The following is a 19,289-nucleotide window of genomic DNA, read 5'->3' on the forward strand; positions in this document are numbered from 1 at the left end:
CTGCTCCTCGGTACCCTCTCGGCGCGTTCCGGGACCTGGGCGCCAAGATAGGCGGCGGCCTCGTTTGGGGAAGCGCATGCAGGCGCGTGCCGCAGCGGCGGCCCGGTCGAACACGCCCGGGACGGAGATGTTCACGGTCTTGATCGCAGACGCCGACGCTTCGGCCAAAAGGAAAAAGGCAAAGCGAAGGTGGAGGCAGGTTTCCGATCGCAGCATGATCGGCCGGGCGTCTCGCGGGGGGCGTCGAGCCGGAACGGTGTCCTGTCCGGGACGCGTCGCATGCCCGTCACTGCCCATCTATAGCGGCCGAGCTACGGCGAAAATTCCGGACCCTCCGCTTTCGTTCCGCACTCTCGCCCAGGTCGCGGCGGGCCTTCCAGCGTCCCGACATCAAGGCCGGGGGCACCGTCTGTCGGACGAACCGCGCCGCCTTCAGCAGGTCCGATCATGCCGCCCCGAGGGGCTCGCCGCGATGCGCGCGGGCACGGCCTCAGGCCCGGAACCTCAGCTGGCCGCTCTCTGACGTCCTGTTGCAGGAATGATACGGCGGGGCGGTTCCTCTATTGTCGGTGGAAAGACACCGCCTCAAACACCCCGCGATGCGCATTTTTGTGCAATAGCTGTCGCAAGAAATAACGCCTTGGATTGGGAACCGCATCATAATGCACAAACGTTAGGCGTTGTGGAGTTGCGCGGTTCAGGGCCGCCAGAGGACACACCCCTATGTTGTACCTGATGCGTGACGCCTACGATCAGCTGCTGTCGCCCATGCGGGTGGCGGCGGAGATGGCGCGGACGGTCTGCGAGAACCCGTTCAGCCCCCTGGCTTATGCGCCCAGCAGCCGTGCCGTGGCCGCCTCCTGCGAACTGTTCGAGCGCGCTACGCGCACCTATGCCAAGCCCGCCTTCGATCTGGGGGTTCCGGAACGCGTGGTCTGGGAGCGGCCGTTCTGCCGGGTCATCGCGTTCGGGGAGCCGTCGACCAAGCCGAAGCTGCTGTTGGTGGCTCCGCTGTCGGGACATTACGCGACCCTTCTGCGCGGCACGGTCGCGGCCTTCCTCGAGACCCATCAGGTGTTCATCACCGACTGGGCGGATGCCAAGAAGGTGCCGCTCTCGGACGGGCGCTTCGACCTCGACGATTACGTCGATTACTGCATCGCCATGTTCACGGCGCTCGGGCCGGATCTCCATGTCGCGGCCGTCTGCCAGCCCTCGGTTCCGGTCCTCGCTGCCATCGCCCGGATGGAAGCGGTGGACCATCCGCTGGTGCCGCGCTCCGCCGTGCTGATCGGAGGCCCCATCGATACCCGCCGCTCGCCCACGGCCGTCAACAGGCTCCCGCAGGAGCGGAACATCGGCTGGTTCGAGCGCCATTGCATCCATACGGTCCCCTGGACGCACCAGGGCCAGGGCCGTTCGGTCTACCCGGGCTTCCTCCAACTGGCAGGCTTCATCAGCATGAATCTGGACCGTCATCACACGGCCCAGTGGGACATGTTCAATCACCTCGTCCAGGGCGATGGCGACTCAGCGGCCAAGCACCGCGAGTTCTACGACGAATACCTCGCTGTGATGGATCTGACGGCGGAATATTATCTCCAGACCGTCGAGACGGTCTTCATCGAACATTGTCTGCCCAAGGGCGAGATGCGCCATCGAGGCGAGCCGGTGGACCTCGGGGCCATTCGGCGGTGCGCGCTGATGGCGATCGAGGGCGAGAAGGACGACATCACGGGTATCGGTCAGACCCGGGCCGCCCTCGAGCTGACGTCCAATCTGCCGGACGGGAAGAAGGCCTATCACCTTCAGTCAGGCGCCGGGCATTACGGCGTATTCAACGGCTCACGCTTCCGGGCCGAGATCGTGCCCAAGATCGTGGCGTTCATGGCGACGCAGGGCGAGGCGCCCATCCAGCTCCCGCCGCCGGAAAGCGCCTCGATTGCCGTGCGCGGTGCCGAACCACGCCTGGAGGTGCCGGCGACCTTGATCGCCGACAGCGTCGTCGCGGCGCGCACGCTCGCCGCGGAACTGCACGCGTAGCGGCTGATCTCGCGGCGCGAGGCTAGTGTACCGTGCCGCCGAGCGCGACGCGTACGGCCTGCCGCTCCGGTTCGGCCGGCGGCAGACCCATCAATCGTCGGGCCTGCCGCTCGAGCAACGCGGCGCGCTTGTCGAGGACATCGCGCTGGCGCCGCCGTTTCTGCTCCAACTGGGCCAGGATCCGATCGCGCTCCGCCATGGGACCGGACCAGCCGTCGATACGCTCGCAATCGCTCAGGTACTCGAATTCGACATCGGCGAGCGCAGCCAGGGTGACCTGAAGCAGACCTGTCAGATCATCGAGTTCCAGCCCCGTCCGTCGCGCGATCGGAGCCACCACCGTTCGCGGATCGGCGCAAGGGTCGATGGAAGCGTCGGCCGATGGCTCGACCGGATGATACCAATTCAACCGTGACACCCGGACCAGCACGTTCGAGACGGCGACGATCGTACCCGACGCATCCCGCAACGGCGTCGGGTACGGCATGAACGGGATCCGCGTGCCGTCCGGCCGCTCCAGGATCGCCTGCGCCCCGCGCAGAGGCCGCCCCTCCTTGAGGGTCAAGGCGATCGGACTTTGATCGAAGGGCAGGACGACGCCCTCGAGGGTGAAGATGCGCCAGCATCCGCACCAGCGCGTCTTGCCGAGCTCGGGATGATAGCCCCACAGGTCGGCGGCCGCCTCGTTGTAGTAGGTCAGCCAGCCTTCCGCATCGGTCGTGTAGACGGGAGACCTGAACGTCTGAAAGACATCGGCCGGAGGCGGCTCGTAGTTCCATCCGCGATCGGGGCCGACCCAGTCGAAATCATCGTCGTCTGGAAACATACCGCACTCCCTCGACCGACGGGCGAGGAGATGCCCGTCAAAGCATTCCGGTCGCCCCCCTCTGTCGCGGGTGCATGGAGCCAAGCCCGTCCGGGGACGAGTTCTGCTCTTCAAGGACGCAGGACGCGTCGCACTCCAGATCGTCCAACGATACGGGATTGTGCCTCGAAGCTCCCGGGGGCGGTTGCTCCTCGACGCCATAGCCGGCACAGACCGGCCTGGGCTCTCCCGCATTGCCTTGTACGGACACCGCTGTCTCGCACGAAGCTTTGATGACTTCAAGCGTGATTTTTCTAACGTCTTTGCGACTAAGGAGTATATTCTTCCCAATATAGCAGATGTGCACAACTCGATTGCTGACGTGCCACTCCCGAACGTTCGCCTGTTTGCGGCATTGCTGTCGGACCCCTGCCGAAGATCATCCGATCCGGGGCTGGGAACAGCGTCGCTTTGGTATGAAGCTGAGCGCATCGCGCCTTGACAGACATGCCGCTGACCGTCCGGCCAAGCAACACGAGGCGCTCGGCATCCTGTCAAATCACAGCTTCAGATCGTGACCGTCGACATCTGCAAATGGACCTGCCGGTACAAGAGCGCAGGCTCCATTCCGACCATGAACACAGGGTGTCCGCGGCGGCATCAAACGCTTGGAACCTTCGAACGATGGCGGGCCGTTTGTCCGCGCCGACGCTGATGGCTGTATAGGAACTCGCGATGCGGCCGCTCGGCGCGGCGGTCCGGCTTTCGGCGGCCCCCGGATCCCGCTAGCCGCTTCGCCGGACCCAGCCCGCCGTTATGCCGTGGGTCGTGGGCTGGACGGAGGCATTCCCTCGGAGCGCTGGCCCAAGGTCGAGGTCCGGTCAGGACAGCAGCTTCATTCCGGAGCCATCCGGTCGCCGGGCCGGATTTCGAGAAGCCGCTGATGATCCCGTGTGCAAATAGGACGAAGTCCAAAATTCAGAAAGAACAAAGCGTGGCAACGACTTGGTGGGCGAGTGTCCGTCTGATTGTGTCCTGGAAAGGGGCGCAGAGAGCGTGAGGCCCGAGATTTTTCTGCCGAACGAAGGGATTAAAAAGTCTTCCAACCCGTTTGTCTTACACCTGAAAGAACAGGGCGATGTCACCCCCTATGTGGTGCAGCGTTTTTCAATCTAGTCGGCACGACAAGATAGGCCATTCCTGGTTATATACGTGAGTGTTGCTCATCCGATACATGATTTCATTCTGCATTGATCCATCCTGCGCCACCATTCTGGTCGCAGAGGGAAAATTGCAGTCATGAGAAAGCTACTGGCCACGCTGGCCGCGTCCACGGCTCTGGCTGGCGCCGCCTCGGCCGCCGACCTGCCGCGCCGGGCAGCGCCGCCGCCGATCTTCACCCCCGTGCCGGTGTTCACCTGGACCGGGGCCTACTTCGGTATCTACGCCGGCTACGCCTACACCGAGTCCGATACGATCCGAACCGTCGGCATCGGCGCCCTTCAGAGCAACGTGAACAACCTGCTCCGCAGCCCGGCGGTCCGCCTGCCACAGGACGGCTTCACCGCCGGCGGCCAGGTCGGTTACAACTACCAGTTCACCCCGGGCTCGGGCATCGTCGTCGGCGTCGAAGCGGATGCCGCGTACATGGACCTGCAGCGCACCGGCGTGCAGTCGATCTTCCGCCCCGCCTTCAATCCGAACGTCCTGACCAACACCTACCGGACGGATCTGAGCTTCCTCGGCACCGTGCGGGGTCGCGTCGGCTACGCCTTCGACCGGGTCTTCGTGTACGGCACGGGCGGCTTCGCCTATGGCGACGTGACCCAGCGGGTCGGCTTCCAGACCGGCAATCCGCTGACCTACTTCGGCAGCCGCTCGCGAATCGACACCGGCTACGCCTACGGCGGCGGCATCGAGTACGCGCTGCCGACCGATTCCTTCCTGAACATCTTCCGGTCGAACGCTGTGACGCTCAAGGCCGAGTACATCCGTTACGACCTCGGCAGTCACAATCTGCTCGTCGGTTCCGTCGGCGGTCCCGGTGTCGGCTACATCTCCCGCTTCCGGACCGAGGGCGGCATCGCCCGTGCCGGCCTGAACTTCAAGTTCGGCTCGTACTGAGACCGATCGCGCCGCGCTCGGCGGCGCGAGGAGATGCGGCAGGCGGGCGGCCCTTCAGTGCCGTCCGCCGCTACGCGTTCGATTGGCCTCCGGATCCCCAGCCCGATCAGACTGGCCGCGAGGTCTGCAGCGCCCCAGGAGCAACCCAACTCCTGGGGCGTTTGCCGTTCTGGCCTCCCGTCTCGTCCGCGATCCGTGCGTGCTGACCGGCCGCCCGTGAGGGCGCCGCGGGAGGCGACAGCCGAGCCGCAGCCATTGGACGAGATCCTGCCCTGGCGGAGCCGGATTGATGGAGGTTTCTGGCGCGCCGCATGTCAATTCCGGAGCGGGCAGCGTCATCTTGCGCCGCTGCCCGGAGCCGCCACGCGTCGCGCAGGGGCGGGCGGCGCCGATCATTCCCGGACAGGCTTCGGCTCCGGCTTAGCAGCACGCATCAGGCTCTGGATCACCCTCGGTGGCCGGCCTGCCTTCTGGGCGATCTCGGCCTCCTGCTGCTCGACGAGATCGCGGGCCGGCTGGTCGCCATCCAAGCCGCCCAGGATATCCATCGGCACGCGACGGTTCGAGGCGCGGCTCCCATCCTCGAACACGACGTCGAACAAGACGGTGCCTCGATCCTGAGGCAATTGCTTCACGCGCTTGGCCATGCCGGGCTGATACGCGGGCAAAATCGGCAGCGCCAGAACGACGGATGCAGTTGACGGTATGAGCGCACGGCGCGAGTCTCACTGCGGGGGCCGGCCACGGAGTTAGCCACCATGAGCGACTTCGATCACATCCTAAATTGGAAGCTTCTCGCGGGTTCTCACGCCTTCCCGGGCCCGGATGGAGGCACCTGCATCAACGAGGCGGCCATCGTCGCCTGCGGGTATCGCTATCAGTCCGTGACTTCGGTCGGTTATATGCCCGACTGCTTCTCGCCCTCGATCTGTGGGCTCGCTATGCGGTTGAACGACAACGCAACCGATCTGCAGCGGCAGCGCCTGATGCCGTTCGTGACGCGGCTGGCCTGTGCGGACACACCGAAAGTGGAGCGAGAACGAGCCAGTTACATCGATGCCCGCATCGATCGGAGCGTGTTTTTCACCCGTGAATTCCAGTTCGAGGACGAACTGCGTGTCCTGGAAGGCGCACTCGCGATCGGGCGACAGGCCGATCCGCTCGGCGTGGCCGAGACGGCGACCCGGCTGGATGCAGCCCGCAATCGAGCCACCCCGGTGAAGAAGCGCTCGGATTCTCTGCCCGCGAAGGTGAAATCTTGGTTCGGCCTGTCTCAGGCCCTTGAGGGCGTCGACTGACAACGCAAGTGCGATAGCACCTGCGGACACGCAGGCGCGCGGTCAGGAAGCGTTCGGTCTCCTGCTCGGGATCGATCTCGACGCGATTGAGCCGGGGCTGGATCGTCTCGCCCGGCCTGACGGGGACGTGCGTCCTGGCTTCGACCGCGCTCACTTGACCGGATCGCGGATTGGGTGCGGTCCGCGGCTCGTGCTGCCGGGTCTCGAATGCCCCGAAGCCGTGCGGCTCGACCCGGTCGCCATCCACCAGCGCCTCGATGATCCGATTGAGGATCGACGTCGCGAGCGCTTCGGCCTCGTGCGCGAACGGATGCCGGTCCGGGCCGCGATAGGGGCAATCGTTCGGACCGGGTCATGCGCACGAGATTCTGAGACCCTAGCCCGGCGTGCAATCGCGGCGCCGCACCGTTCTCCGAGCGATGACTGAACCGTTCCGGCCCGAGAGTCTTCCAGCGTGTCGTGAGCCGACATCGGGTGAGATCAGCATCGATGGAGAGACCGGGAAAAGCCCACGGGCGCCCGAGGCTGTTTGTGGATGCGGAACCGAAGAAAGGCCGCCGGCGGGCAGCGGTCGACCCCGATCGATCGGACCCCGCGGACGATGGCGCGAGCCGAGCCATCCCGTTCTGCGGGTGTTCGACCGGGCGGACGGATGATCAGGACGATTCCGCAACGTGCCGATAGGGAGTAGTCTGTATTCGAATCGCCCTTTCGGCGACGACGGTCGGCTGCGGTGGAGGTAAAACGATGGGTTTGCTCGCCTTCGTTCTGATCGGCGGCCCCTGGGTGGCGGCAATCGCTTGGCTCTGGCACCGTGAAGGTGGGCGCATCAGCATGACCATTCCTCACGCCGACCTCAAGTGACGCGGGCCCACAAGGCTTTCTAGGGCGCCGCTCGACCTGGATGCTCTGAAGGCGCTCATGGATGTCGTCGCGGTCGCGCTCCTTCTGGCCCTGGCGGCCGAGAATGCGGCGCTGCGCGAGCAACTCACGTCTGCCCAGGACATGCTTGTCGAGACCGTGAGCGATGCTGGCCGCCTGCACGCCCGCGTCGAGGCTCGGAGGGCCGACCTGGACGCGTGGCGGGGGTGGCACTGACAGGAATGGGACGGCGCACGGCCTAGGGGAACGGTTGCTCGGGCATCTTCTGGCGATGTGCCCACACCAGACCCCGGTAGGTGCTGCTCAGCGTCGCGACGCCAGGTCGTTCGCCCAGGAAGCTGTCCACCATCTCCACGGAACGGGAGACGGCAGCCTCGATGTTTGGCGCGCTAAAAGTCGTGCTCTGGATATCCACGCTGCCTTGAGGCCGGGCTCTGGCGATCCGCAAGTGATACCGCATGGCCGCCTACCGCGCTCACAGACGGATCGTCGTGATATGGGGTCGGGCGTCTGGCTTTCAGGCGCAGGCTCCCATGAAAGATCGCCCGCCGCCTTTCGCCGGAACAGCGTTCGCCATCGCCTGCGTTGATGCTCGGGCAAGTCGTGGATTGTGTGGCACCTCTGGCAGAAGGCCGCGTGGTCGGCGGCTGCGTGGTTCGAGGTGTCGTGATCCCGATGGGCTGCGGCCAGCACGACCCCGGTCCGGCGGGCTCGGCCGAAGAGGTCGATTTTCGACCTGATCCGGATCCGACGCTTTGCCCCATCACGCCACCGGCCTGCCCCGGCATCCCGCCAGCAGCCCGTCGCCCGGCCGAACCGGATCGCCATCGACAGCGCACACAGGCGCCCCCGACGGTGTGGCCACGGTCACGACGCGGTCTCGCCGAGGCATGCCCCTGCCACCTGTGCCCGCGGTCCTAAAGCGGCAGCACCTTCGCCTGCTGCAAGCGGCGGATGGCGGCGATGAAGGCCTCGGCGCTGTCCACGCTGTCTGCGAACCCGGCGCGCCGAATCTTGCCCATGTCGGAGACGAGGTCGAAGTCGCTGTGAAACACGAAATCGCCGAAGCCCCAACCCACGGCGCGTTCGTAGGGCTGGTCGTTCAAGCCCTGTTCCGTCACCAGCCGCGCCCAGGCCGGCGTCTTGCTCGCCATGTGGGTCGCCAGGCGAATCGGAATCGGTGGCCCGAGCGGCCAATCGAACGCGGCGGCAATCTTCTCCCAGACCCGCCGCCATCGGAACGGCTCGTGCACGTAGTTGAAAGCCTCGCCCTGCGCGGCGTCGGACGTCGCAGCCCAAAGGCTTGCCCGGCTGAGGGCACCGGCGTCCGTCACCTGGGCAAAAACGCCCTCATAGACGTGGGCTGGTCCCGGGAATCGGAACGCCGCGCCTTCCGCCCTGCACAAGGCCGCGTAGGCGCCGATCACCATGGCGATGTTCATGGCGTTCCCGGCCGCGTCACCGACCACCACGTCGGGACGCAGGATGGACCAAGCCGGACCGCCGCGATCCGCCCGGCCCCGCAACTCATCCTCTTGCGTGAAGTAGAAGTTCGGCCCGATGTGGCGCGGGTTCTCGTCCTCGTAGAACGGAGCCGGCACCGGCCCGAGATGGACACCGTAGACCTTCGCGCCCTGATACAGCACCACGCGCTTGAGCGGCGCGCCGACGGCTTCGAGCCCATCGAGAAGATTGCGCAGCATCGCGCCGTTCACGCGGTCCTCTTCCGCAAGGCTCGGATGGGGGGCGAGAGCGGCATAGAAGAGATGCGTGGTATCGCGGGCCGGAACGAGGGCGGCGCGGGTGGCGTCTGGATCTGTGAGATCGGCCGCGATGGCCTGTTTCGATCCGTGCAGCCGACGTGAGAGGGCGCGTGCGCGCCACCCTTTCGATGCCGCAAGTTCATGCATCAACGCTTTGCCGATGATGCCGTTTGCCCCCGCGACCAGGGCTGTTCGGATCTCTGCCATCATCGCTCGCTTTGGGTGCTGTCGGATCTGGGGGCTCCGCAGCGCCGCTTCGGTTGGATCGGATGCGCGACCGATGTGTGATCAACACCCGGAAGCCAGGTCTGTTCAGGACCCGGCATCTCCGCGCGCTCCGCCGCGGGTGTCGTCCTCGTCAAACACGGTCTCGGGTCCTCGTTGGATGGACCTCAAGCCGACGAGCAGCGCACGGTAAGCCGCTCATTGCTCGGGTTGCAGCGCGAGCCGTGTCGAGCATCGGTCGCCGCACGAGGTTCGGTTGGCGGACATCCGAGATGGCCGAGCCCTGCACCCGGAAGGCCCAACAGAAACGGCTTGCCGGCGGCGCCGGGCACCTTATCGATCTGGACCGGTTGGGATCAGGTCGCGTCCCACTTTTCGAGGCTCAGCGAGCCGGTGGGATATTCAGCGGAAAACTGCGATGACATCAGCAGTTGGTGCCCAGGAAAGGATTGTACCCACTGGGTCCGTTGATACAGCAAAAACAAGGACTTATGTGCTTCACGAACTTCAGCTGTGTACCACTGATGTGTGCCAAAACATAGACCCTAAGTATCTTTGGCACAGCATTTTCGTTGTCATAAGCATGTTGCTGCCGGATCAAAATTTTCCCGCTTAGATGCAGTCGAGCACCTTTGAAATTTTGAGCGGCATACGCGCAACAAGTGGCGAAGGACAACATTCTATGGCTTGCAATATTGATCGAAAGTCAGGTGACCGTGAAAACAAGGCGAAAAGGTGCGACTCGTACCCGTTGGAAACAAGTCAGACCTCAGATATACCTATGTCTGTAACTATCTCGTTCACCAATCCCGCCTACATTGCGAACTTGTCAAAAACCGAGCCGAATGAAGCTGCTGCACACTGTAAGATGGCTATGTCTTCTTTACATGGCGGTTTCAATCGCCGCAAATATGAATTGCTAGGTGCTATCGTCCGAATTGCTTACGATCTAACGGCAATTCGTAAAGCATGGGGAACTTCCTGTAAAAATCCCTTCTGGGAACAATTTAAAAGAAAGCCAAGAAATAGTTCTCGCGGACAAATGAAAGCGTTACGTCTCGTAATGAGGTTCGTTTTTGATGCAAAAACCAAAAATGAAATAAATGTTACAAATCGATATGCGAAAATGCTTGAGGAAGAATACAACAATAGTGTAGCGCCGACTAAGATAGCCGATATTATCGAGGAACACGGGGGTATCGAAGGGCTGAGAAAGGCTCGGGTAGGTGATCGTCGTAAAGAGCGATTGAAGCGTGAACGAGAGAAACACGAGCAGTGGGAAAGAGATCTGAAAAAAGATTTCGGAGATCTTGATAATAACGATGACAATAATAATAGAAAAGAAATTGTTGATAATAGATACAGTTTATCGAAGAAACAATACAAAAAATCAATCGTGGCGCTTAATAAATTTTATAAGTCAAGCACCAAATATCTAAAATCGTCGATCCGACAGCCGTCGATATAGTTTGTTCCAAGGCCCGGGATTTCAAGTCCTGGGCCACATTTGTATCCTCAAATTGCTCGAGCTCGGACCTTTTTGGCCTATAGATCTATTAATAATTTATCAGTTAAATTTTATTATTGATTCTAAAGCTGAGAATTCATTTTCAAACGTATATTATATTATTTTTTCAGATTTAGATTGAGGCAGTAGCAGAATTTCATCGGTTGTTATCTTGTTGTTGTATAATGACTTGAGCGTATAGCTGGTCGCCTCGCTGGGCGTATGAAAAATGGGCGCAAGATCGATCCGATCGATCCTCGATTTTCTATTGCAATAGGTATGCTTATTTTCTTCGACATGCTGATCGAGCGGTTGTCTCAAGCGGCAAGCCCGCGAATATGCCATCAAAGGATGCATCAGTATCGAGCCAAAATGGAGCCCACGATTCGGCGCCGTCAGACGAAACCCTTCTTTATTATGCTTGAAAACTGGAAAATCAGGGCAGCCAATCAGCCTTGGAATCACATTGTATGCAACTGAACTATCTGGCTTTCGATGAAAGCGCGTGCATAACTTTTTGAAAAATATAATAACTTCCTCCTGCATGACGGCTTTGGTTTTAATTTCCGAAAGCTTCATTTCTTCAAACATGAAAGTGACTATCCACCCCTGCCAGAAATGGTTCGTTATTAGGTTGTCAACCCAGGCTTCAAAGGCTTCTACAGTTTGACGGTTGCGAAAGCTGAGATTTCTAAAGGTCATGCTGCGATACTTTCCTTTTCTAACTTAACTGCTCCTTTGCGTCTTCCAGGCATGGTCTGCCATATAACATCGAGCAATTTGCCGATGAGTCGTTTATATTTGATCGCAGCGTCGGCATTAGTGGCGATATCCATCCGAAACCAATGACGTTGCTATTTGTTGTTATTTTACGAGTTTGCATCAACGTTTCTGTTTCTGCGCGGCCAAGTATAATCTTCAGTAGACTTGCTTCAGGCTTTGGCCGCAGCACGCATTGTAATTGGCATGCTAGTTTGGGGCGTTTGACCAAGCGCCTTGACGGGCCTGCAAGCGCGAGAGGACAGTCCGGGCAAGGCTCGAACTGAACCGCGTCCGAGAGGATGAGATGCCGATCACACGTCGCGAAGTGCTGGGCGCGGGCGCATCCCTCGCGTTGGGTGCCCTTCCAACAATCTCCGCCGCCCAGATCGCAGGTCCTGAAACTAGCGGGCAGGCAGATTGGGATGCTGGTGAAGTCGACCACCTGCTACCGACGAGCAGCCATGATCGCATCCTGATCAAGGCATCTTTCCGCCGGCCCCTCGATGGCGCCCCGGCGATGCTGGTCGGCGATCGGCGCGTCCCTGGCCAGCGCACTGACACCCCCGGCGCCTTCTGGCAGTTCCAGGCCGACGACTTGAAGCCGGGCACCGAGCACAAGCTCGCGCTGATCGGCGGGGATGGCCGGGCCTTGTGCCAGCCTTGGACCCTCACCACGATGCCAGCGCCTGACGACCGGCCCGAAAAGCTGCGGCTGCTGGTCTATTCCTGCGCCGGCGGCCATGACCTGTTCGCGAAGGCCGGCACCGGCTTCGAGTTCCTGTCGGCCGCCACCCGGCAGCGCCTCCTGCGTCGCGGCTTGTCGTTCGCCCCCGACGTGCTGATCGCCAACGGCGACCACGTCTACTGGGACCTACTCGCCCCCCGTGCCGCGCCGAAACTCGGCGCCAACCCCGCTGCCCTAGCCTATGCTCGCTTCGACCGTTCGGCCCCACTCCTCGGCGGCGCCAACGAGGCCGCGCTGCTCAAGGCCGCCGGCGAGCAGATCACGCCGCTCTACGGTACGCTGTGCCGCTCGACGCCGGTGTTCTTCCTGTAGGACGATCACGACCACTTTGACAACGACGAGGCCACCGACGCCGCCGTCACCTTCCCGCCCGACACCTTCACGCTGGAGGCCGCCCGCGCGACGCAGCGCCTGTGGTACCCGGAGTTCCTGCCCGATCCCAACCGCCCGGCTGGGCTGCCTGGCGCCGACCGGCCCGACCGACCTACCTCGCGACCATCGGGCTTGTCGGAGAGCTTCGGGACGCTGCGCTACGGGCGGCTCGCCGAGGTGCTGATCTACGACGTGCGTCGAACTTTGACGCTGGCCGGTCCGACCGCGGTGTTCGTCGCGCCGGAAGTCGAGGGCTGGCTTAAAGCCCGCGCGGCGGCGCGCGATGTCTCGCACGTGGTCAGCGTGCCCTCAAACCCACCCGGCTGGAGCGCCGGCAAGTGGGGCGAGTGGTACCCTGACCTGCTCGGCCCCGACGGGAAGCTTTCGGTGGCCAAGCCCAAGCCCTACTGGCAGTCCGGGTAGCTCGCCCAACACGACCGCCTGATGCAATCGCTGGCCGCGATGCCCGAGCGGATTCCTCTGGTGGTGAGCGGCGACCTGCACGCGATCGGCGAGGGCCACATGCGGCGCAGCGGCCAGCACGACTTCTCCGCCAAGCCGGTCGTAGCGGTGCTGCCGGGTCCGCTCGGCACGAGCACCGGCGGCTGGCCTTCGGAGTTCCGCGGAGTCGGGGCGCTACCGCCGAACCACCTCGACATGGAGGAAACCCTTAAGCCGATCGAAGAGAATGGCTTCATGATCATGGACTTCACACCCGAGACTGTGACGCTGCGCTACTTCAAGTGGAACCAGAAGACTGACCCGGTCGAGGCGATCGACACTCTAGAACCCTTCCGTACAACCAACCTGAGGCGTGCTTGACCAGCCCTCGCTGAGGTCGGCAGCCGGCGCAAAACGGCGATAGGACCAGACAGGCCGCCGGGCCAAGCTTATGTTGGCTGTAGGAGCGGCAGGAGGAACGTTGTCGCTGGGGCGCTATCACGGTGGTACCTATGTCGGCAGGGGCGGACTCGGTTGGTATCATGCGCACCCGCCTTGCCAGACCAGCCGCCACCGTAATGGCGAGCTTGGCCATGATCGGGCGGTCTGAGCAGGGGACAACTGTCTTATCCGCCAGACGGATGTCCGGACCCTGTGAGAACCTATCTACTCGTGCGCTTCGGCAGAGCGGCGCTGCCGTGAGCCCTTGATCCGCAGGAATCACTCTCGATGCTCTCCCCGCAGCCGACAGATGCAGCGCCGACGCCGAACTCTCGGACCACACTCGCCGCGCGCATCGCCTTCTTACGTCGCCAACAGGGCCTGACTCTCGATCAGCTCGCGAACACGACGGGATTGACCAAAAGCTACCTGTCAAAATTGGAGCGCGGCCTCTCCGTGCCGTCCATCTCAACGGCCATGCGCCTCGCACAAAGCTTCGATCTCAGTGTCGGCCAGCTGCTCGGAGAAAATCAGTACGCCGATGCCATCTCCATCGTCCGGCGAGGCGAGCGCCCGTCGTTCATGCGCAACGGCAGCGCGTCCGGCTACGACTACGAACTGCTGGCGGGCAACAAGCGATTCAAGAGCATGGAGCCATACATTATGCGTCCCCCGCTCGAATTTCAGGATGACCGACGTTTCGATCATGCTGGCCAGGAAATGATTTTTGTGATTTCCGGGGTCATAGAGCTGGAGTACGGTTCCGAGAGCCACATCTTACACGCTGGCGACTGCGCATATTTTGATGCACATCTTGCGCACCGTTCTCGTTCACTTGGACCTCTGATCGCCGAAGCACTCGTAGTCGTCACCCCAGAGTGAGTCGGCGCAAGAAGTAGCAACAGATGACCAATTTTCCTGCATGACACCTCGTGTCTTTTGTGGTGTCATTTGATCCTTCGCGAAGGAGGATCGTCATGAACGTCATCGTGCGCGACAAGGACACCTATCACCAGCAGACGACCGAGCGGATGAACCAGCATTTCGCGCTGCCCGAGTGGTCTGCCAGACAGAAGCTGGCGCTAGCTTGCCGCATCCTCGCAGCCGAAGGTCATGACTCGGGCCTCGCTGGTCAGGCGACTGCCCGAGGCGAAAGCCCAGGTACCTTCCTGATGCTGCGCTTCGGCTTGGGTTTCGACGAGATCACGGCCGACAACTTGCTGCTCGTCGACGACGACCTTAACGTCCTCGAAGGCGAGGGCATGCCGAACCCTTCGAACCGGTTCCATCTTTGGATCTACCGGGCGCGGCCGCACGTCGCCTCGATCATGCACACGCACCCGCCCCACGTCTCAGCCCTGTCGATGATCGGCGTGCCGCTCGCCGTCTCGCACATGGACACGTCGCTGTTCCACGAGGACTGCGCCTGGCTTCGCGAGTGGCCCGGCACGCCCATCGGCGATGAGGAAGGACGCATCATCTCGGATGCCTTGGGCACCAAGCGAGCGATCTTGCTGGCACATCACGGACAGCTGGCCGCCTGCGAGAGTGTCGAAGAGGCCACGATCCTCGGCATGTTCATGGAGCGCGCCGCAAAGCTTCAATTATTGGCAATGTCGGCCGGCACGATCCTGCCCATCGATCCGGCGTTGGCGCAGGAGGCGCACGACTACCGCCTCAAGCCAAAGGCGATCGCGGCGACCTTCGCCTACTATAGCCGCCGTATCCTGCGCAGCGATGACACCGTGCTCGGCTGAAGCCCCGCTTCGCGACAGGTCGAGATCGCCCCGGCCTCGACCACCCTCGTATCAATGGAGGATGTGATGGCTGAGGCTTCTCAAGCCGTGCGCGGCGTCGTGACAAAAGGGGCGGTGGCGGTCCAAAAGACCTTAGCGCAGCCCGTGCCGACCGCCCGCGTGGTTGTGGCAAGTGCCTTCGGCACGATTGTCGAGTGGTACGACTTCTTCGTCTACGGCACTGCCGCCGCTCTGGTGTTCGGAAAGTTGTTCTTTCCTGCCACCGACCCGCTGATCAGCACGCTGGCCGCCTTCAGCGTCTACGCCGTGGGATACCTCGCTAGGCCGCTCGGTGGCTTGATCTTCGGTCACTACGGAGACCGCATCGGCCGGCGCTCGATGCTGGTTCTCTCGCTGCTCCTGATGGGCTTCGGCACATTCTTCGTCGGACTGCTGCCGACCTACGAGCAGGCCGGCATCCTTGCACCCATCTGCCTCGTGCTGCTTCGGCTCATCCAGGCGATCGGGTTAGGCGGTGAGTGGGGCGGTGCGGTCCTGATGGTCGCGGAAACCGCGCCTGCCTCTAGGCGCGGACTCTTTGGCAGTTTCGTCCAGCTCGGCAACCCGGTTGGCCGCCTCGTCGCCACGGGCGTGTTCGCCCTAGCTACGCGCCTGCCAGACGCCGACTTCCTCAGCTGGGGTTGGCGCATTCCTTTTCTCGCCAGCATCGTGCTGGTCCTCGTCGGGCTGTTCATCCGGACCCGCCTCGATGAGACGCCGGCATTCAAGGATCTCCGACAAAGCGGTGCGACCGCACGGATGCCGGTCCTTGAGGCGTTGACGGCATTTCGTCGAGAGACGGTGACGGCGATCGGGCTCAAGGTGACCGAGGTCGCCTGGGTCGGCATCCTGACCGTTTTCGCCGTCTCCTATCTAACCACACAGCTCGGCATGGCGAAGTCCTTCGTCCTCGATGCCGTGACGCTGGCAACCCTCGTCGAGCTGTTCGTGATGCCGCTCTCGGGTTGGCTCTCGGACAAGTTCGGGCGGCGTGTGATCTACCTCGCGGGGACGGGCTTCGGGATCGCCTTCGCGTTTCCCCTGTTCTGGCTGCTCGCTACGCGCGAACCCATGATCATCCTCTTCACCATCGTCGTCGGCATTTGCTTGGCGCAAGGCATGGTCTTCGCCCTCCACGCGAGCTTTATGCCGGAGCTGTTTGGGACGCAGGTGCGCTACAGCGGCATTTCCCTCGGCTTCCAGATCGGTGCGGCGATCGGGGGCGGCTTGACACCCGTCATCGCGGCGGCCGCTGTCGGCTGGAGCGGTGGCGCAACGTGGCCGATATCGCTGTTTCTCACCGCGCTCGGGGTTCTAACGTTCGCAGCCGTGCTCAGCACGCGCGAAACGTCGGGATCCAGCATGGAAAATTAGATGACCATGTCGGCCGATGACAGACCTGCCGATGCGATCTTTCGCTAGTCACGAGGCCACGATGAGCCCTGGCAAGCCGGCCGATCCTAAAAGCCTCACATTCCTACGCCGCATCGCCGATGCACTTGGTATGCCGCTCAAGTCCTTCTTCCACGACGCTCCGCCCGGCGAAGACCTTCAGCTGGTTGAACTGCTGCACCTATGGAAAAGCATGACCGACCCTCAGGCCAAGAGCCGTGTGCTGGATTTAGCGCGACGGGAGGCCGCGCTATGCGGCGAATTGAAGCTAGATTGAAGATTTCTACGTAATCTCGATAATTGTTCCGGGCTTGCGATTATTGACGTGAGGGGGGCGGTACCAATTAGACTGTTATCCCAAATCTCAGATAAAGCCCTGCCGTATCTATCGGGTTTAAGGCGTCACTGCCAGACGCGTGAGGCTTATCACGCTCGCGAACCCAGCAAAGGCCGCCCCCAGCCCCATTGCCACGGCTGGTCCATCCGCTTCCGCAACCGCGAAGCAGGCCGCGACGAGGGCAGCGCCCAGGGTCTGGCCGAGAAGCCGCGCCGTAGCCACGATGCCGCTCGCTCCGCCTGAGCGGGTCGGCGGCGCGCTCGTCATGATGGCGCGCAGGTTCGGGGCCTGGAAGAAGCCGAACCCCGCCCCGCAGATCGCCATTCGCCAGATGATGTCGGAAATGCTCGGATCAGCAGGCAGCAGCGCGAGCAGCCCCATGCCGAGTGCCAGCCCGGCGAGCCCGATGCCGCCGAGCAGGCCGGGGGCGTAGCGGTCCGAGAGGCGGCCGGCCACCGGCGCCATCAGTGCGACCACCACGGGCCAAGGCGTCATCAGGAAGCCGGTCTCGACCTGCGAGCGGCCGAGCGTGTGCTGGAATAGGAACGGCAGCGAGACGAAGGCCAGCCCCTGCGCCGCGAAAGAGCACACCGCGGTCAGGGCTGATAAGGCGAACAGTGGGCGCGCCAGGAGATCGGCGGCCAGCATCGGGGCAGGGTGCCCGGTCTGGCGACGTAGGAGCAGGGTAAAGCAGGCGAGCGCCCCGGCGATCTCGAGAAGGATGCGCCAGACCGGCCCTTCATGTGCGGCCTCGCCCAACCCGAGCACGAGGAGCGCGAATGCGGCGGCGTTGAGCAGCGCGCCGGCAACGTCAAAGCTGTGACCGGACCGTCCGGTTTCCGGCAGCGCGGTCCAGGCCAGGGCGAGGGCACCGAGGCCGATCGGCACGTTGACGGCGAACAGCCAGGGCCAGGGCGCCGCCAATAGGATCAGCGACGCTACGGTCGGTCCGACCGCAAAGCCGACGCCGACGACGAAGGCGTTGAGCCCGACGCCGCGGCCGAGCTGATGCGCGGGGTAGATGAAACGGATCAGCGCGATGTTGACGGCCATCAAGGCGCTGGCCCCGATCCCCTGGAGCACACGCGCGGCGACCAGCGTCGGCAGGGACCAGGCCAGGGCGCAGATGAGCGAGGCGCCGATGAACAGGATGAGGCCGGCAACGTAGATCCGCTGCTGCCCGACGATCTCACCAAGGGCCGCGATCGGCAGTAGCGTCGCCACGACCGCGAGCTGGTAGGCGTTCACGATCCACACGGAGGCGCCGGGATCGACCTTGAGGTCGGCGGCGATGGTAGGCAGCGCCGTGTTGGCGATGGCGGTGTCGAGCGTGGCGAGCGCCACCCCGGTGAGCACTGCGGCCATCGCCCGGCCGCGTTGGCCCAGCGGTAGCCCGTCGTGAGCTATCGCAGTCGGCTTCAGGGTCGTGACAGACATGCGGAGGGAAGGTCTCGCGTTTCGAACTGACCTCGGACTGCGCCGCCTGCCGCGCCTTGGCAATTGCTCAGCCTCATCACCTCTGCGCGAGAGGGCGCCGCCATTTTCCCTCTGGGGAGAAGTGTCGACCCAAATGCATCGAGCACCCCAGCCATGGTCTAGGCCCCAGGCTTGGCGAACTGGCAGCCGGAAGCTGACGCTTGATACCCCTCACGAGGTCCGAATATCCCACACGAGGTCCGAAATAGGTTTGTCGTAATCCTTCCCTCAACCAATGACCGTCCAGCCGGAGCGCCCTATCTCCCATGCGAAGGAGATGGGCCATGCCGACTCAGACCGTCCTTGCCGCCGCCGCGCTGGCGCTCGCACACGGTTTGCCGCAGCCGCTTCCCTCGGTCTCAGCCACGACGAGCTACCATCGGGTCGCGGTGAATGGCGTAGGCGTCTTCTACCGCGAGGCCGGCCCGCGCGACGCGCCCACGATCCTGCTGCTGCATGGCTATCCGTCATCGTCGCGGCAGTGGGACGCGCTGCTGCCGCTGCTCGCCGACCGGTACCACCTGATCGCTCCGGACTACCCCGGCTTCGGCCAGAGCGACGCACCGCCATCCGGCCAGTACACCTATACCTTCGACAACCTCGCCTCCACCATGGACGGCTTGGTCCTTCACCTCGGCATCGAGCGGTACACGCTCTTCATGCAGGATTACGGCGGTCCAATCGGCTTCCGCATGGCGCTCGCCCACCCCGAGCGGGTGAGCGCGCTGATCGTTCAGAACGCCAACGCCTATGCGGAGGGACTTGGGGCCAAGTGGCAGGGCATCGCCCAGTACTGGGCCGACCCCGCGGCTCATCCCGAGCAGGTCGACGCCTTCACGTCCCTGGAAGCGGCCAAGCAGCGCCATCTCGGCACCAGCCC

The 19,289-nt window shown here is 62.9% G+C and carries 18 protein-coding genes and 2 pseudogenes; 13 read left to right on the forward strand and 7 right to left on the reverse strand.

The genetic code is table 11. The annotated features are described in order from the left end of the window. The first annotated feature begins 723 nt into the window (after positions 1-723). Positions 724-2,043, forward strand: coding sequence for a polyhydroxyalkanoate depolymerase (locus MKL01_RS05055; RefSeq protein WP_243904130.1), 1,320 nt, complete (start codon positions 724-726; stop codon positions 2,041-2,043). A gap of 22 nt (positions 2,044-2,065) precedes the next feature. On the opposite strand, the gene MKL01_RS05060 is transcribed toward MKL01_RS05055, so the two are convergent. Next, positions 2,066-2,953, reverse strand: coding sequence for a histidine kinase (locus MKL01_RS05060; protein WP_243904131.1), 888 nt, complete (start codon positions 2,951-2,953; stop codon positions 2,066-2,068). A gap of 1,194 nt (positions 2,954-4,147) precedes the next feature. Between MKL01_RS05060 and MKL01_RS05065 the strand changes: the two genes are divergently transcribed. After that, complete coding sequence (locus tag MKL01_RS05065; RefSeq protein WP_243904132.1) at positions 4,148-4,972, forward strand: outer membrane protein; 825 nt, start codon at positions 4,148-4,150, stop codon at positions 4,970-4,972. Positions 4,973-5,364: 392 nt separating this feature from the next. Here the strand turns inward: MKL01_RS05065 and MKL01_RS05070 are convergent, their stop codons facing one another. Beyond that, positions 5,365-5,619 (reverse strand): hypothetical protein, encoded by a 255-nt coding sequence (locus MKL01_RS05070; protein WP_243904133.1) that lies wholly within the window; start codon positions 5,617-5,619, stop codon positions 5,365-5,367. 111 nt (positions 5,620-5,730) lie between these two features. Here MKL01_RS05070 and MKL01_RS05075 point away from each other — a divergent pair, with 111 nt between their 5' ends. Further along, positions 5,731-6,270: a hypothetical protein gene (locus tag MKL01_RS05075; protein ID WP_243904134.1), complete on the forward strand. Its 540-nt coding sequence runs from the start codon at positions 5,731-5,733 to the stop codon at positions 6,268-6,270. 97 nt (positions 6,271-6,367) lie between these two features. Here MKL01_RS05075 and MKL01_RS36110 read toward each other — a convergent pair. Further along, positions 6,368-6,556: pseudogene (locus tag MKL01_RS36110) on the reverse strand (HU family DNA-binding protein); the annotation flags it as partial. Positions 6,557-7,191: 635 nt separating this feature from the next. Here MKL01_RS36110 and MKL01_RS05080 point away from each other — a divergent pair. Then, entirely contained in the window at positions 7,192-7,368 is a 177-nt protein-coding gene (locus tag MKL01_RS05080; RefSeq protein WP_243904135.1) for a hypothetical protein, read from the forward strand. A gap of 309 nt (positions 7,369-7,677) precedes the next feature. Here the strand turns inward: MKL01_RS05080 and MKL01_RS05085 are convergent. Together MKL01_RS05085 and MKL01_RS05090 are read right to left on the reverse strand one after the other, a co-directional pair. Continuing rightward, a pseudogene (locus MKL01_RS05085) lies at positions 7,678-7,980 on the reverse strand (hypothetical protein); the annotation flags it as partial. Between the two features lie 89 nt (positions 7,981-8,069). Continuing rightward, entirely contained in the window at positions 8,070-9,125 is a 1,056-nt protein-coding gene (locus MKL01_RS05090; protein ID WP_243904136.1) for an SDR family oxidoreductase, read from the reverse strand. A 796-nt stretch (positions 9,126-9,921) separates the two neighbouring features. Here MKL01_RS05090 and MKL01_RS05095 point away from each other — a divergent pair. Next, positions 9,922-10,608 (forward strand): hypothetical protein, encoded by a 687-nt coding sequence (locus MKL01_RS05095; RefSeq protein ID WP_243904137.1) that lies wholly within the window; start codon positions 9,922-9,924, stop codon positions 10,606-10,608. 153 nt (positions 10,609-10,761) lie between these two features. Here MKL01_RS05095 and MKL01_RS05100 read toward each other — a convergent pair whose 3' ends face one another. After that, on the reverse strand, positions 10,762-11,349 hold the full coding sequence (locus MKL01_RS05100; RefSeq protein WP_243904138.1) for a hypothetical protein: 588 nt from the start codon (positions 11,347-11,349) through the stop codon (positions 10,762-10,764). 364 nt (positions 11,350-11,713) lie between these two features. Here MKL01_RS05100 and MKL01_RS05105 point away from each other — a divergent pair, with 364 nt between their 5' ends. The 7 genes from MKL01_RS05105 to MKL01_RS05135 all read left to right on the forward strand — a co-directional run bounded on the left by MKL01_RS05105 (position 11,714) and on the right by MKL01_RS05135 (position 16,873). Beyond that, a complete protein-coding gene (locus MKL01_RS05105; RefSeq protein WP_243904139.1) occupies positions 11,714-12,466 on the forward strand; it encodes a hypothetical protein in 753 nt (250 codons plus the stop codon). Between the two features lie 192 nt (positions 12,467-12,658). After that, positions 12,659-12,949: a hypothetical protein gene (locus tag MKL01_RS05110; RefSeq protein ID WP_243904140.1), complete on the forward strand. Its 291-nt coding sequence runs from the start codon at positions 12,659-12,661 to the stop codon at positions 12,947-12,949. A gap of 21 nt (positions 12,950-12,970) precedes the next feature. Then, a complete protein-coding gene (locus tag MKL01_RS05115) occupies positions 12,971-13,348 on the forward strand; it encodes a hypothetical protein (protein ID WP_243904141.1) in 378 nt (125 codons plus the stop codon). A 348-nt stretch (positions 13,349-13,696) separates the two neighbouring features. Continuing rightward, positions 13,697-14,290: a helix-turn-helix domain-containing protein gene (locus tag MKL01_RS05120; protein WP_243904142.1), complete on the forward strand. Its 594-nt coding sequence runs from the start codon at positions 13,697-13,699 to the stop codon at positions 14,288-14,290. A gap of 95 nt (positions 14,291-14,385) precedes the next feature. Further along, positions 14,386-15,165: an aldolase gene (locus MKL01_RS05125; RefSeq protein ID WP_243904143.1), complete on the forward strand. Its 780-nt coding sequence runs from the start codon at positions 14,386-14,388 to the stop codon at positions 15,163-15,165. Positions 15,166-15,231: 66 nt separating this feature from the next. Continuing rightward, entirely contained in the window at positions 15,232-16,578 is a 1,347-nt protein-coding gene (locus MKL01_RS05130; RefSeq protein ID WP_243904144.1) for an MFS transporter, read from the forward strand. A 61-nt stretch (positions 16,579-16,639) separates the two neighbouring features. Beyond that, complete coding sequence (locus MKL01_RS05135) at positions 16,640-16,873, forward strand: hypothetical protein (protein ID WP_243904145.1); 234 nt, start codon at positions 16,640-16,642, stop codon at positions 16,871-16,873. A 117-nt stretch (positions 16,874-16,990) separates the two neighbouring features. Here the strand turns inward: MKL01_RS05135 and MKL01_RS05140 are convergent, their stop codons facing one another. Then, on the reverse strand, positions 16,991-18,370 hold the full coding sequence (locus tag MKL01_RS05140) for an MFS transporter (RefSeq protein ID WP_243904146.1): 1,380 nt from the start codon (positions 18,368-18,370) through the stop codon (positions 16,991-16,993). A gap of 323 nt (positions 18,371-18,693) precedes the next feature. Between MKL01_RS05140 and MKL01_RS05145 the strand changes: the two genes are divergently transcribed. Further along, positions 18,694-19,289 (forward strand): alpha/beta fold hydrolase (locus MKL01_RS05145; protein WP_243904147.1); only part of this gene is annotated, 596 nt, incomplete at its 3' end.

Origin of the sequence: Methylobacterium sp. J-070 (assembly GCF_022829385.1) — a bacterium.
In the GTDB taxonomy this organism is placed as follows: domain Bacteria; phylum Pseudomonadota; class Alphaproteobacteria; order Rhizobiales; family Beijerinckiaceae; genus Methylobacterium.

What these genes read in the sequence shown, in the direction of transcription:
- MKL01_RS05055 (WP_243904130.1), top strand. Translation starts at nt 724, where the DNA reads ATGTTGTACCTGATGCGTGACGCCTACGATCAGCTGCTGTCGCCCATG.
- MKL01_RS05065 (WP_243904132.1), top strand. Translation starts at nt 4,148, where the DNA reads ATGAGAAAGCTACTGGCCACGCTGGCCGCGTCCACGGCTCTGGCTGGC.
- MKL01_RS05070 (WP_243904133.1), bottom strand. Translation starts at nt 5,619, where the DNA reads ATGGCCAAGCGCGTGAAGCAATTGCCTCAGGATCGAGGCACCGTCTTG.
- MKL01_RS05075 (WP_243904134.1), top strand. Translation starts at nt 5,731, where the DNA reads ATGAGCGACTTCGATCACATCCTAAATTGGAAGCTTCTCGCGGGTTCT.
- MKL01_RS05080 (WP_243904135.1), top strand. Translation starts at nt 7,192, where the DNA reads ATGGATGTCGTCGCGGTCGCGCTCCTTCTGGCCCTGGCGGCCGAGAAT.
- MKL01_RS05090 (WP_243904136.1), bottom strand. Translation starts at nt 9,125, where the DNA reads ATGATGGCAGAGATCCGAACAGCCCTGGTCGCGGGGGCAAACGGCATC.
- MKL01_RS05095 (WP_243904137.1), top strand. Translation starts at nt 9,922, where the DNA reads ATGTCTGTAACTATCTCGTTCACCAATCCCGCCTACATTGCGAACTTG.
- MKL01_RS05100 (WP_243904138.1), bottom strand. Translation starts at nt 11,349, where the DNA reads ATGACCTTTAGAAATCTCAGCTTTCGCAACCGTCAAACTGTAGAAGCC.
- MKL01_RS05105 (WP_243904139.1), top strand. Translation starts at nt 11,714, where the DNA reads ATGCCGATCACACGTCGCGAAGTGCTGGGCGCGGGCGCATCCCTCGCG.
- MKL01_RS05115 (WP_243904141.1), top strand. Translation starts at nt 12,971, where the DNA reads ATGCAATCGCTGGCCGCGATGCCCGAGCGGATTCCTCTGGTGGTGAGC.
- MKL01_RS05120 (WP_243904142.1), top strand. Translation starts at nt 13,697, where the DNA reads ATGCTCTCCCCGCAGCCGACAGATGCAGCGCCGACGCCGAACTCTCGG.
- MKL01_RS05125 (WP_243904143.1), top strand. Translation starts at nt 14,386, where the DNA reads ATGAACGTCATCGTGCGCGACAAGGACACCTATCACCAGCAGACGACC.
- MKL01_RS05130 (WP_243904144.1), top strand. Translation starts at nt 15,232, where the DNA reads ATGGCTGAGGCTTCTCAAGCCGTGCGCGGCGTCGTGACAAAAGGGGCG.
- MKL01_RS05135 (WP_243904145.1), top strand. Translation starts at nt 16,640, where the DNA reads ATGAGCCCTGGCAAGCCGGCCGATCCTAAAAGCCTCACATTCCTACGC.
- MKL01_RS05140 (WP_243904146.1), bottom strand. Translation starts at nt 18,370, where the DNA reads ATGTCTGTCACGACCCTGAAGCCGACTGCGATAGCTCACGACGGGCTA.